The organism is Phycisphaerae bacterium (assembly GCA_019636475.1).
GTDB lineage: Bacteria > Planctomycetota > Phycisphaerae > UBA1845 > UTPLA1 > JADJRI01.
Window position 1 is genome coordinate 281,778 of the sequence record JAHBXN010000006.1, and the last position, 13,218, is coordinate 294,995.

Consider the following 13,218-nt stretch of genomic DNA (forward strand, 5'->3'; position numbering starts at 1 on the left):
CCGATGATCTCAGCGGAAATTAACGATGGCTGCAATCGATCATCACGCCCGTTTGACCGGTCGCCCGGTGCGGGTATCATCTCGCCCATCATGCGGGATTCTAATCGCTGCGGATTTGCCTGCCTTCTCGGTTGCCCCCGCGATCGAGTTATTTCCGGAACGCGGGTACTTTGCGGCATGGTCGCAGTCCAGCTCACCATGCTTGTTGCCGGTTGTCAGCAACCTGCCCAGCCCGAGGGGCCGACGGCCTCGCGTCTAGCCGACGATGAGGACCTCGAACAGCTCTGGCAAACGTCACTCGCCGTGCTTCAGAAGATGGATTTTCGGCCGGACCGGCAGGATCGGGCGATCGGCGTCATCACGACTTCCCCAACAACCTCGATGCAGTGGTACGAACCCTGGCGGCAGGATGTCGCGACAGGCTATGCGCTGCTTGAGGCTTCGATTCATTCCATTCAGCGGGTTGTCACGGTGCGTTTTGTGAAGGGTGACTCGTGGTCAATGCAGGTGCAGGTTGATGTGTTTCGCCTGAGCCGTCCTTCGGCACAGATCACGACTGCGTCGTCGGTTTTGCATGGTTTTTCGGGGGTGCTGCCGACAACGGAGGCCAATGTCGCAGACAGTCCGGTATCTGAGCATTGGGTCCATGTGGGGCGTGATGGGCCGTTGGAAGAGCGGATTCTCAATCGCATTCTGAACGAGGCCGGCGCCGCGTGGGTGCAGGATTCGGTCGAATAGCCATCGGCGCCCTTGTTTTCAATCCCGATTCGCTTCTCGGATCCGTGAAGCGCCGCAGGCGCATCCGATTTCATTGAATTTGATCCGCCGGGTAACTACGCTAATTCATATGGCAGCTCGCGAGAAAATCACGCTTTCGACGCTTCAGGCGCGCAAACGGCAGGGTCGCAAGATCACGATGCTGACTGCGTACGATTATCCCACGGCGCAGATTCTGGATCAGGAAGGCGTCGATTGCATTCTGGTGGGGGACTCGGCTGCCCAGGTCGTGCTCGGCTATGACTCCACGCTTCCGATCAAGCTCGATTTTATGATCACGATCGCGGCGGCCGTTCGGCGCGGCGCGCCGAATGCGCTGCTCATCGGTGACATGCCGTACCTTTCGTTCAATGTAAACGCGGAGGAATCGATTCGTAACGCCGGGCGATTCATGGCGGAAGCCGGCTGCGATTGCGTCAAGGTTGAGGGCGATGCCCGCATTGCCGATACGGTGCGGCTGATGTCAGCGGCAACGATTCCTGTGATGGTGCATCTCGGCTTACGGCCGCAGGCAGTGCATCAGTTCGGCGGATATAGAGCGCAGGGTCGCGATGCACAATCGGCACAACGGCTGATCGACGATGCGCGGGTTCTGGAGGATGCGGGCGCTTGCGCGTTGCTTCTCGAGGCGGTGCCTCCGGAGCCGGCGCGAATCATTGCCGAGTCCACCCGACTGCCGGTGATTGGCTGCGGGGCCGGTCCCTATTGCGATGGGCATGTCGTTGTGTTTCACGACATGGTGGGGCTGACGAATACGCCGCTTCCCCGGTTTGTCCGAAAATATGGCGAGGCCCGAGAATATCTCCGAAACGCGGTGCAGGGCTACGTGAAGGATATCCTTTCCGGCGATTACCCGACCGGCGATCACTGCTATCAGATGGAAGCGGGCGACGCCGAAAAAATCCGGCCCGCCACATGAGCGCTCCGATGAGCGCGACGCTCGGGCAACGCATCCCATTGGAGCGGCGTTACGCGGAGTCCTTTCGCGGTTAGAATTCGCGTATGGAAATCACGCGGATTCGGAACTTCTCCATTATTGCACACATCGACCACGGCAAGAGCACGCTGGCTGATCGGCTGCTCCTGCGCTGCGGCGCGATCACACAGCGCGAATTTCGCGATCAGATACTCGACGACATGGACCTCGAGCGCGAAATGGGCATCACGATCAAGGCCAACCGCTGTACGCTCGATTACGATTTTCCCGGTTCGGATCCGAAGCGCGCCCGGCAGCTTCCGGCCGGCCGTTACATGCTTAACCTGATCGATACGCCGGGCCACGTTGATTTCCACTACGAGGTCAGCCGGGCGCTGGCGGCGTGTGAAGGCGTGCTGCTGCTGGTGGATGCTTCGCAGGGTATTGAGGCGCAAACGCTGGCCAATGCCTACAAGGCGATCGACGCCAACCTGACGATCATACCGGTCATCAACAAGATCGATCTGCCTTCGGCCCGCCCCGAGGACATCGCGCTGGAACTGGAACAGGTTCTTGCTCTGCCCGCGGACGAGGCGATCTTCGCATCCGCCAAGACCGGCGTCGGTGTCGATGACATCCTCAAGGCCATCGTTGAGCAGATTCCCTCGCCGGTCGGCACGACGGGGCCGCTCAAGGCGATGATTTACGACGCCAAGTCCGATCCGCATCGCGGCGTCGTGTGCCATGTTCGCGTCGTCGATGGCACGCTCCGCAAGGGTGACAAGATCAAGCTGATGGCCGCTCAACGCACCTATCAGGTCACTGATCTGGGCGTGTTTCGGCCGAAGATGCAGAGCCGGACTGAGCTGGCGCCGGGGCAGGTGGGTTACGTCTTTGCCGGCATCAAGACCATCCATGACGTGCACATCGGCGACACCATCACGATGGACAGCGACCCCTGCGACGAAGCCCTGCCGGGTTACATGCCGCCGCAGCAGATGGTGTTCTGCGATTTTTATCCGGGCCCGGGCACGACGAGTCCGGAGCTGCGCGAAGCGATGGAGCAACTCTGGCTCAACGACTCCAGCTTCAACTTCTCGCCGGTCGCCAGCGCGGCGCTCGGCACCGGCTTCCGCTGCGGATTTCTCGGCCTGCTGCACATGAAGATCATCCAGGAACGACTCGAACGCGAGAGTGACGTCGATGTCGTGCAGACCGCGCCCACGGTCGGGTTCGAAGTGCTGCTGCGCGGCGGAAAGGTCATCACGATCGAGTCGCCGGCCGATCTGCCGGGCATGGACAAGGTGGAGGAGATTCGCGAGCCCTACGTCAAGGCCGAGATCATTACCCCCGCGAAATTCATCGGCAATGTCATGGGCCTGTCGGAAGACCGGCGCGGCATCTACAAACGCACCGAGTATCTTTCACCGGAACGCGCGCTGATCATCTACGATTTTCCCCTCGCGGAGGTCATTTACGACTATTTCGACCGGCTCAAGAGTGTCACCAGCGGCTATGCGACCATGGACTACGAGCTCACAGGCTTTCGCCGGGATGACCTCGTCAAGCTCGACATTCTCGTGAACGGAACCGTCGTCGACGCGTTGAGCATCATCGTGCATCGCTCGCGGGCGGAGTACCGCGGCCGGAAGATGTTGATGCGCCTGCGAAAGGAAATCGACCGCCATTTGTTTGAGGTGCCGCTCCAGGCGGCGATCGGCGGAAAGATCATCGCCCGCGAGACCATCAAGGCGCTGCGCAAGGACGTCACGGCGAAGTGCTACGGCGGTGACGTATCCCGCAAGCGCAAGCTCCTCGAAAAACAGAAGGAAGGTAAAAAGCGCATGAAGCAGATTGCGAACGTCACCATTCCGCAATCTGCATTCATGGCTGTGCTGGATTCAAGCGAAGAGTAACTCCCGCCGGGCGACGTTATCGCATGGGCCGGGGCAGCTCGCCCTGGGGGATTCGCATTCGAACATCCGCGGGGATGGTCAGGCCGTAAGGCTCCTGCGCTTCGAGGGCCCGGTACTTGCTCACCAGCGAGTTCCCGAACTTCCACGCTTCGCGCACCTCCTGGCAGATGCGGTTGTACTTCTGCTTGTCGATCGGCGCGGGCGCGACGGCCTGACGGCGAAAGCGCCGGCCGCGTGGAGGCGACACGATCGCCGGCTGCATCGCAACAGCTCGCATCGCCTGAAGCTGCCGAACCCCGGCATCAATCTGATCGTTCACGAGATTAACCTGATCGGCCAGTGCCTCCATGTGGGCACGCGCAATGGGCGGGCCTTCCCGTTCCATGTCGGCCGTTCGCACGCAATAAACTTGTTCCCAGAGTTCGGTCGTTTTGTCGGGGATCGTGTTGAGTTTCTTCCACAACCCTTTTTCGACGAGCCGGGCGCGTTCCGCGTGCGCTTTGACCAGCTCTTCACCGCGCTGTTTTGCCGCCTGCAAGAGGTACTGTTCCCATGATTCCGGCGACTGAAGCGGAATTCTGCCCTCGACTGGCGGCCCCATGCGCTGGCAGATCGCCCAGGTGAGCTTCGCGCGCGGTACCACGGACGAGCCGTTTCGCATGCGACCCAGCGGATTCAGGTAGCTCTTCAGTGCCGATTTCGTCTGACCCGCGCGAAGCAGGCACAGGCCCAGACCAAGACGCAGTTCATTCAACGGCTCAAGATTCGCGCCCCGCGGCCATTCGGCAATGGCGGACTCCAACTTCTGAACGGCCTCTTCGAGATTTCCGGATTCAAGCAGTTCGAGGCATTCCCCGACAAGCGGTTCGTGCAGCTCAAGACCGTAAGGCTCGATTTTGAAGGACGAACCTCTCGCTCGTTCCACGCGCTTTTCGCGCGGGCGGCTCGATCGTCGTCCGCCCTGCGCGGCGACGAACTCCGGCTGGGCGATCACGAGCGAAAGCCCGCAAAGCACCGCGAGCCGAACGACGCGCCCCGGGTTGTCCCGCCGAAGGCTCCATCGTGTTGACCTGCCTGGGTTTAATTTATCGAACATGGATATGTCCTCTCTCGCAAGTGAATACATGCAAATGCGACTGCCGCCGCGACCGTCGCGAATCACACCCTGACTAGCGAGAAATCCGGACCGGCCGGGCAATCCGGCCTGAAAAAAAGACAAGAATTTTGCGCCCACGGCGTCGAGCCAAGGTCGAATGGGGCCGCAGTCCAAGCAGGCGCCCGGCTGCCGGTCAATCCTTCGATGACGCGTCGTCCGGCTGGGATGTGGCCGGCTGTGTGGCGGCCGCCTGCGCCCCGTCGGCCGGCTGGGTGGTCGCTTCGTCCTGTCTCATCCACCACGGCGGGGAATTGGGGACCAGGGCTTCAACTTCTTTCAGGAAGGCCTGGTAATCGTCGTCCTCTGCGTTATCCGGGTCCTTCATCAGAAGGACGAGGCGTTCGCGTGCGGTTTGGGCTTCCGCAGTCCGGCCGAGTTTCATCTGGCTCATCGCAATAAACGCCCAGTTGACGGGCTCCTGCGGATCCGTCGGCGGCGCTTCGGGATTCCTGCCTTTTGCATATTGCCGCTCAGACTTCTCCAGTGCTTCGATCGCCTCGGGATAGTTACCGGCTCGATAGTGTGCCACGCCAAGCGTACTAAGGATATCGGCGTCATCCGGCTGTTGCTTGGCGGCCTGGCCCACGGCCTCCAAGGCCGCCGCTACACGCTCGGGCGATTCGGTCGGATCACTGACAATTTCCCACGCCGCCGAATTCAGCTCATCGCCCGTGGGGGCCCACATCCCGGCTTGCACGATCAGGTCGCGATGCAGTCGAGCCGAAAAAGCGGTGAGCGTATTATGGCCGTCGCCATCCCACGCCGCGGCCGCGGCGCGGACCCGCGCCGCGATTAGGTGCTTTTTCTTAAGGGAGGCCAAGACATTGTTGGTTTTCTGGTTGATTTCCGCCACGCGTAAATCCAGTTGCTTGAGGCGCGCCAGCTTCCGTAGTGGCGAAACACCCGGCTCGCCACGTATCCGCTGTCGCAGTTCGCTCGCGGGCGGCTCCGGCTTGGCGAGCAGATCATCGACGAAAGGAGCGGCCGCGCGGAGCTCGTCGCTTCGCAGTACCCGATCGGCTCGACGCGCTTCCGGCGACCGGCTGTCGAGCACGACGGCGGTTTCATCATCAAGGCGAACAATCAGTTGGGCCCCGTCGGGCGAGAGGGACAATCCGACGGGACGTCGGTCGAGGCGAATTATCGCCAGTTCGCGGTCTTCCGGGGCAGGCAGGCTGGCCGGATTCCCGCGAAGGGCCGATTGATCCGGCAAGCGGCCGAATATCCGCAACGATTGATCCGGATTCGCGATGACCCGCCGAAGCCCGTCGGGGCTGACTGCGCTCATGGAAAAGGTTTCGGAGCCGTGAAATGCGTTCGATGTGCCGGTGCCGGGATCAGACTGCATCAGATGCGCAATCTCAATGTCGAGGTCCAGGGCCGGAAGCGGTTTTTCGGGATCGTCTTGCAGCGGGAGGCGAAGCATGTACGACCTGGTTTGGTCATATTCTTCGGCGAAGACGAAGTTGAATGGGGCCTCTGCCTTAAGTCGAATTTCCGGACAATTTGCATCGGTAAGAGTTCGATATGTGTCCAGCAACGCGCCAGAAAGGTCCCATGTCGATATCGTCCTATTCTCGGCCGTGATGATCTCTCCCCCATCCCTGCTGAAGACGGCGCTGTTGACCGAACGCTCGTGTCGCATGGTTTCGCCGTGCTGCCGGCCGGTGTCGGCGTCCCAGAGCTTCGCGGTCTTGTCTTCTGACCCTGTCAGCACGAGCTTGCCATCCCTGCTGAAGACGGCGCTGTTGACCGAACGCTCGTGTCGCATGGTTTCGCCGTGCTGCCGGCCGGTGTCGGCGTCCCAGAGCTTCGCGGTTTTGTCGCTTGAGCGTGTCAGCACGAGCTTGCCATCCCTGCTGAAGACGGCGCTGTTGACCGAACGCTCGTGTCGCATGGTTTCGCCGTGCTGCCGGCCGGTGTCGGCGTCCCAGAGCTTCGCGGTCTTGTCTTCTGACCGTGTCAGCACGAGCTTGCCATCCGGGCTGAAGACGGCGCCGGAGACCCAGCCTTCGTGTCGCATGGTTTCGCCGTGCTGCTGGCCGGTGTCGGCGTCCCAGAGCTTCGCGGTTTTGTCGCTTGAGCGTGTCAGCACGAGCTTGCCATCCGGGCTGAAGACGGCGCCGGAGACCCAGTCTTCGTGTCGCATGGTTTCGCCGTGCTGCTGGCCGGTGTCGGCGTCCCAGAGCTTCGCGGTGTCGTCGCTTGACGCAGTCAGCACGAGCTTGCCATCCGGGCTGAAGACGGCGCTGTTGACCGAACGCTCGTGTCGCATGGTTTCGCCGTGCTGCTGGCCGGTGTCGGCGTCCCAGAGCTTCGCGGTCTTGTCTTCTGACCGTGTCAGCACGAGCTTGCCATCCGGGCTAACAGTGGGCGAGCAGCCAGGCAAGGTCAGGTGAATCACCTCCGCCTTGGACCGCAGGTAGCGCCACTCCCAGCCACGCATGTTCGGCGGGCAGGAATCCAGCCGCGCCCGCGCCTCCGGCCAGCTGTGCACGGACATGGTGAGTTGTGCCGCGCCGATTTTTGCGATGTATTCCTCGAGTTCCGCGCGCTGGCGTTCCTTTTCGAGGGAAGCCATCGCAGTCTCCGCGCGTTCAAACTCCTCGACAGCGCGGGACTCGTTCGACTTTGCGATCCTGGTCTGCTCCTCGGCCTCCCGCGCGTTTTGCCGAGCGTGGCGATACATCGCGGTCAGGCCGATCGTGGCGCCGATCAGGACCGCGCCAATCGCCGACACGGCCGTCACGGGGCCTCGGTGCTTTCGCACGAACTTGCTTGCGCGATAGGCGAGGCTCGGCGGCGCGGCGACAACCGGTTCACCGGTCAGGTGACGTTGCAGATCGGCGGCGAAGGCGCTGGCGCTTTCGTAGCGTCGGGTGCGATCCTTCTCGATCGCTTTCATCACGATCCAGTCGAGATCGCCGCGAAGTTCCCTGGTCAGTGCTCGAATGTCGGTGTCGTGGGTTTTTCGGATCGTCTCCGGCGTTGCGTTTTTCGTGCGATTGACCTTCTCCGTGGTGAGCGTCAAGAGCCGTGTACTGGGCTTGGGCGGTTCCTGCTCCTTGATGATGCGCGCCAGTCCATCAATGCCCGCGCCGCGCAGGGTGGCCGCGTCGAAGGGCAGTGTGCCCGTCAGTAGTTGATAGAGCAGTACACCGAGCGAATAGATATCGGCCCGCGTGTCGATATCAAGCCCGGTGGTGCCCGCCTGCTCCGGCGCCATGTATTCCGGGGTGCCGATGAGCCGGCCCATCTCGGTGTAGAGCGAGTGCTCCGTCAGCTTGCCGATGGTGGCTTTTGCGATTCCGAAGTCGATCACCTTCGGGACCGGCTTGCCGTCCAGCAGCGTCACGAGAATGTTGCCGGGCTTCAGGTCGCGATGGATCACGCCCTTCTGATGGGCATGTTGAACGGCGCTGCAGATGTCCATGAAGAGGCCGAGGCGGTCTCGAATTTTCAATCGGGCAGAGTCGCAGTAGGTGGTGATGGGAACGCCCGGGACGAACTCCATCACGAAGTAGGGTCGGCCCGAGGCGGTCGCGCCGGCGTCGAAAACCCGGGCGACGTTCGGATGGTCCATGACGGCCAGCGCCTGCCGCTCGGCCTCGAAGCGGGCGAGCACTTCGCGCGTGTCCATGCCGGCTTTGACGATCTTGATCGCGACTTTGCGTCGGACGGTCTTTGTCTGTTCCGCGACCCAGACGGTGCCGAATCCGCCCTCGCCGATTTTCTCCAGTAGTTTGTATCGCCCGAGAACCTGCCCGACTTGTTCGTTGCCCGTTTGCCCTTGGGCGAGGCGGGTGGATTGGGAATCGGTGTCTGCCCCGGACGCCCGGTGACTTCCACTTCTGGCGGCTCCGGCATCAGCCCAGTCGGCCGGGGGGCGAATCCGGGCGCCGCCCCCGCCGGTGGGGGCGCTCATGAAGTCGTCGACCTGATCGAAGGCCGCGATGAGCGCGTCCACCTTTTGTCGCAGAGTGACGTTGCCGGCGCACGAGACCTCGAGGAAAGCCGCTCGCTCATCCGGCGGAAGTTTGATCGCCTCGGCGAAAATCTCCTTGGCGGATCTTTCCCGTTCGGGGTTGTCATTGGCTGTCGGCTGAGTCATTCGGCGATGCCTCCCATTGGGCCTTGAGCCAGGCACGGGCGAAGTTCCAGTCGTTCTTGACCGTGCCGACGGAGACGCCGAGTGCTTCGGCGGTCTCCTCATGGCTGAGTCCCGCGAAGAATCGCATGCAGACGACGCTCGCCGCGCGGGCATCCTCTTGTTCCAAGCGCGAAATCAGGTCATCGAGTACAAGCGCGTTCGAAAGATTCTCGTCTCGTGCGAGATCGATGAGGTCGTTGAACCGGGCCGGGCGGGCGCCGCCGCCTCGCTTGATTGCGCCTCGTGCGCGGGCGTGCTCGATGAGAATGCGTCGCATGGCCTGTGCCGCCGTCGCGAAGAAGTGTGCGCGGTTGGTCACGTTTTCGGGTCCGTTTGCCCCCTGGAGCCGCATCCATGCCTCATTCACAAGTGCGGTGGGCTGAAGTGTGTGATCCTTGCGTTCCATCGCGAGCTTTCGCTGCGCAATGTGTCGAAGTTGATTGTAGACTTCGGCGAACAGGCCGTCGTTGCGGTCGAGGGGTGTATCAGGCACAGCGGCGCTCCCTGATGTGGTTGCTTTGGACCCGGGCCATCATGATAGCCGATCGGCCGGGCGGAATCAGCCGGTCTGGTTGAGGTGACTCGGTACCGTCATCGCGGTGGGCGATTGAATTGGCCGGCGCTGGAATGAATAGGGACAGGGGGAAACGGAGAGGGGGGGATTCGAACCCCCGGTACGGGTTTAAGCCCGTACGACGGTTTAGCAAACCGTTGCTTTAAGCCACTCAGCCACCTCTCCGGGCTGTTCTGGTTTCCAACTTGCGACACGACCAAGGCCGGCAACCGGTGTGCGCGCCTCGGACGGGTCGAGTCGTGCTATTCTATCGGAGCGGACCGGGGGGTCAACAAAAAGGGAATTGAGTAACTTCAGGCCAGATCGTGCCTTGTCGGGGCGCCTCAGGCTCGCCTTCGACGGGCGAGCGGGAACACGCACATGGCAAGGAGTGCCAACGCCGCCGGCTCGGGCGCGGCGCCCGGCGGGTCAAACGCGACCATGAGAGAGCCGTCGGCATCGATGTACGCCACGGCCGGCCAACTCGTGCCGTAATCGTCGAAGGCGAGTGACGGCCGCCGCGGCAGTCCCATCGCATTGTCGAGCGAGGCGGTTGCGTCGATCAGGCTCGTCTGCCAGACGCTGCTCGCATTCATGTAGGCGAACTGAATCTGCTGTGCGAAGGGGGAAGTGACTTTCTGTTCATACGCGATTGCCGGCCGTCCGTCCGAGCGGTCGAATGCCAGGTCGATGTCCTCGAAGACGGCTGTCGTGGACGACTGGACCTGCGTTGTCACCAGCATGGTTCCGGTGGACTTTGCGTACATGAGCCGCGAAGTGTTCGTCGTCGAATCCAGCGTGGTGTAGGCCAGCGCGATCTTCCCGTCCGTCGGACTGGTGGCGATGGCGACCCCCTTGACGTCATCAGCCGTCGCAAGAATGGATGAAGTCCATGAACCGCCGCTGATCGGTTCGGAGGCGACGATGACGGCGTTTGCTCCCGAAGTGAGACGGGCGCCCGCGATTGCATGGCGCCGGCCGGTGTGATCCGTGGTGAGCCGGAGATCAAACACATTCGAGACGCCCGGAAGGGTTCCGAGCGACCCGGTTGTGTGGCTGCCATTCGCGCCGCTGAAGCCCATCATGCCGCCGGCCGTCTGCGTGGAGTAAATGCCGCGGAGTGTGCCGGTCAGGTCGTGCGAGATAGTGAGCGCGGGGCGATTGACGTTCGCACCGGAGGCGGCGATGGTCTGAAGCGTTGTGTTGTTGAACAGTGTTTTGACGACTCCGTCACCATTGACCCATGCGACGGTGGGGCGCTCGGAGCGATCAAACGAGAGCGATGTCAAAATTCCGGCCCCCGTCGTGGCTTCGACGGTGTGGTGGGTCCAGAAACCCAATCCGGATGTGTTCGAGCGATAGACCGTGTTGCCGACGCCGGTGTTGTGGGTGACGGACCATGCGACCGAAGGCACGCCGTAATGATCAAACGCCAGCGAGGGCGATGAAATGAACATGTTCGCCGGAGGCGCGCCGACAGGTGAGTACAGCCACGTCGGGGTTCCATCGATTGCGCTGGCCGAGCGCTGGAAGCTCAGCGTCATAATCAGGGTGACGACGACGAACGACAGATTGCGAACGAGACGGACCGGCTGGTGCATCGTGTAGCTCTCCGTAGATAGGTTGCGGTGCCCGCACTGAGGCATCAATCTACGGAAGAGGGAAGGCGAGTGTCAACCGTATCGCCAGGTGAGCATCGGGCATGGGCCGAATCTGCGGCTTCTGGTGCCGGGGCCGTCATCCCGTTCGTGTCGTTGGTCCGTTCGATGCCGCGCGGATCAAGGTTTCGGGCGTGGGCCGGTTGTATCCGGGGTGCGGGTTAGCTTCGGATGGTTCGCATGGGCCAGTGGAACGGAAAAATATTAAACCAATAGGTTGACAATAAAGTTGCGGCTGTTATATTAAACCAAGTGGTTTGAAATAAGTTGCTTGATTTTGAGTTGTGGCGCTCCTCCGGAGCGCTGAGCAATAATCAGATTTGGCAATTGTTTGCGGGCGAATTCGGCAATGCGGGTTCGCTCACGATACGCGGAAGGAGTCTATGAATGGAGACGGCGCACAAGTTGAAGGTGACAACCCCCACCGATCTCGAAATTGTCATGACGCGGGTATTCGATTCGCCGCGCCACCTGGTCTGGAATGCCATGACCCAGCCGGACCTGGTCCGACGCTGGATGTTCATGCCCCCGGGCTGGAATTGGGCGGAATGCGAAATGGACGTGCGCGTCGGCGGAAAGTTTCGCTGGGCGTGGAGCGGTCCGGACGGACAATTGGCATTGACGATCTGGGGCGAGCACCGCGAGGTGAGTCCGCCGGCGAAGATCGTCCACACCGAGCGCATGGAGATGGGACCGGGCGGCGGATGCGGCGCGGGCGATTCGAGCGGCGATCCGTGGGAGCTTCTGGCAACGTTGGAGTTGCTTGAACAGGGCGGGAAGACCCATTTGAAAATGACGCTGCTTTTCCCGACGAAGGAAGGTCGTGACGGAGCGCTGGCATCAGGCATGGAACATGGCGTGGCGGCGGGCTACGACGCGCTCGATGGAATTCTTGCGAACTGCAAATGACAGGCTCCGGGAGGCCCGGCAATGAACAAGATTACGCCGTTTCTGATGTTCAACGATCAGCTTGAAGCGGCCCGCTGGGAGGCTGACTCATCGGGCGATCACGCGGTGGAGTTTCGGGATGGTTTTCCGGGCGCGCCGGCCACCGGCTACCTTGTTGTGGGTTCGCCGGTGTACACGACTTCGAAGTCGCGTCCCTTCACTTCGCGCAGTCGGCCTAGTTCGTCGTCGTTCCACCGCGGATCGGGCGCTCCCGAGATGTACCAGTTCGAGCCATTATCCGCGACTATCATGCCATATTTCTTCAATCCGCGCAGTATCACCTGCACGCTCGATGGAAAAGCGGATTCGTTGAAGTCCGACCGAAGCCTCACGCGCAGCCCCATTGGCGGATGATTCGCGTTTGTGGACGAACTGGCGAAGTGCCGTGCCGGAGACACATAGGCGCGTTGCGTCTGTGAAACGGTGAACCGAAGCGCGTGCGTCAGCTCGCCTCGAATGACAATCTCATCATAACGAGCCAGACCGGGGAAGATCGGCAATCCGGCGGCATCGGCCGACGTCCATCCCGCCGGCCGCAGGGCGTTCGATGTCAGATCAAAGATCGCGCCGGAGCCGGCGGACCAGTTGATCCCATTTCGATGGGCATCGTACAACTCGTAAAGCAGCTTGTTTTCGGTATCAACGACGATGATATGTCGATCACCGTCGCCGTTCGGCCCGCCCTCGATGGGAGCATCCGGCGGAATGGGATACGGCCCCGCGTCGCTTTCATCGGCATAGTCGAACGTCAACGAGACCTTCGGCTGGTTACCATCGACGACCACGAACGGAATCCCGATCGGCGCGCCCTCGTAGACTGTCCCGAAGTCGGGATGCAGGCCGGTATCAAGGCCCATCGACGCCAGAAAATTCGCCGAATTCGGATGCACAGGAAGCGTCGAAACATCCTGATTCCATGGGTTATCCGGCGGGAAAACCTGCAACGAACCGATATCAGTATTCCCTGAACCGTTCGGGTCGGTTGTCAGGCCGCCGTTGTTATTGGCGTTTGAGGCATTTGAATTTCCAGGCAGGTCGATTAAACCGATTGAATTCTCGCACGCGACGAACGACGACGCACCGAGTGCCGCCGCGACGAGGATGAGCGCAAAGCAACACGGGTAAGGGCCGTAGCGTGCTTCCA

At 61.5% G+C, this 13,218-nt stretch carries 9 protein-coding genes and 1 tRNA gene; 4 read left to right on the plus strand and 6 right to left on the minus strand.

Annotation, left to right across the window (positions count from 1 at the left end):
- Positions 1-177: 177 nt before the first annotated feature.
- The 3 genes from KF841_11850 to lepA all read left to right on the plus strand — a co-directional run bounded on the left by KF841_11850 (position 178) and on the right by lepA (position 3,609).
- Positions 178-738, plus strand: a complete 561-nt coding sequence (locus KF841_11850) for a hypothetical protein (GenBank protein ID MBX3396050.1) — start codon at positions 178-180, stop codon at positions 736-738.
- Positions 739-847: 109 nt separating this feature from the next.
- The gene (gene panB / locus KF841_11855) at positions 848-1,696 is read left to right on the plus strand and encodes a 3-methyl-2-oxobutanoate hydroxymethyltransferase (protein MBX3396051.1); all 849 of its coding nucleotides are present in this window, start codon (positions 848-850) and stop codon (positions 1,694-1,696) included.
- A gap of 83 nt (positions 1,697-1,779) precedes the next feature.
- Entirely contained in the window at positions 1,780-3,609 is a 1,830-nt protein-coding gene (lepA, locus tag KF841_11860) for a translation elongation factor 4 (protein ID MBX3396052.1), read from the plus strand.
- A gap of 16 nt (positions 3,610-3,625) precedes the next feature.
- Here lepA and KF841_11865 read toward each other — a convergent pair whose 3' ends face one another.
- The 5 genes from KF841_11865 to KF841_11885 all read right to left on the minus strand — a co-directional run bounded on the left by KF841_11865 (position 3,626) and on the right by KF841_11885 (position 11,069).
- Positions 3,626-4,705 carry a hypothetical protein gene (locus KF841_11865; protein MBX3396053.1) on the minus strand — a complete coding sequence of 360 codons (1,080 nt, stop codon included), beginning with the start codon at positions 4,703-4,705 and terminating at the stop codon, positions 3,626-3,628.
- Between the two features lie 193 nt (positions 4,706-4,898).
- Positions 4,899-8,876 (minus strand): protein kinase, encoded by a 3,978-nt coding sequence (locus tag KF841_11870; GenBank protein MBX3396054.1) that lies wholly within the window; start codon positions 8,874-8,876, stop codon positions 4,899-4,901.
- Positions 8,854-9,408 (minus strand): sigma-70 family RNA polymerase sigma factor, encoded by a 555-nt coding sequence (locus KF841_11875; protein MBX3396055.1) that lies wholly within the window; start codon positions 9,406-9,408, stop codon positions 8,854-8,856. Before KF841_11875 ends, KF841_11870 begins: the two co-directional genes overlap by 23 nt.
- 155 nt (positions 9,409-9,563) lie before the next feature.
- Positions 9,564-9,654 (minus strand) — tRNA-Ser (locus KF841_11880).
- A 158-nt stretch (positions 9,655-9,812) separates the two neighbouring features.
- Entirely contained in the window at positions 9,813-11,069 is a 1,257-nt protein-coding gene (locus KF841_11885; GenBank protein ID MBX3396056.1) for a hypothetical protein, read from the minus strand.
- Positions 11,070-11,513: 444 nt separating this feature from the next.
- Here KF841_11885 and KF841_11890 point away from each other — a divergent pair, with 444 nt between their 5' ends.
- Complete coding sequence (locus KF841_11890; protein ID MBX3396057.1) at positions 11,514-12,035, plus strand: SRPBCC domain-containing protein; 522 nt, start codon at positions 11,514-11,516, stop codon at positions 12,033-12,035.
- A gap of 146 nt (positions 12,036-12,181) precedes the next feature.
- Here KF841_11890 and KF841_11895 read toward each other — a convergent pair whose 3' ends face one another.
- Positions 12,182-13,063 (minus strand): hypothetical protein, encoded by an 882-nt coding sequence (locus tag KF841_11895; GenBank protein MBX3396058.1) that lies wholly within the window; start codon positions 13,061-13,063, stop codon positions 12,182-12,184.
- Between the last annotated feature and the right edge of the window lie 155 nt (positions 13,064-13,218).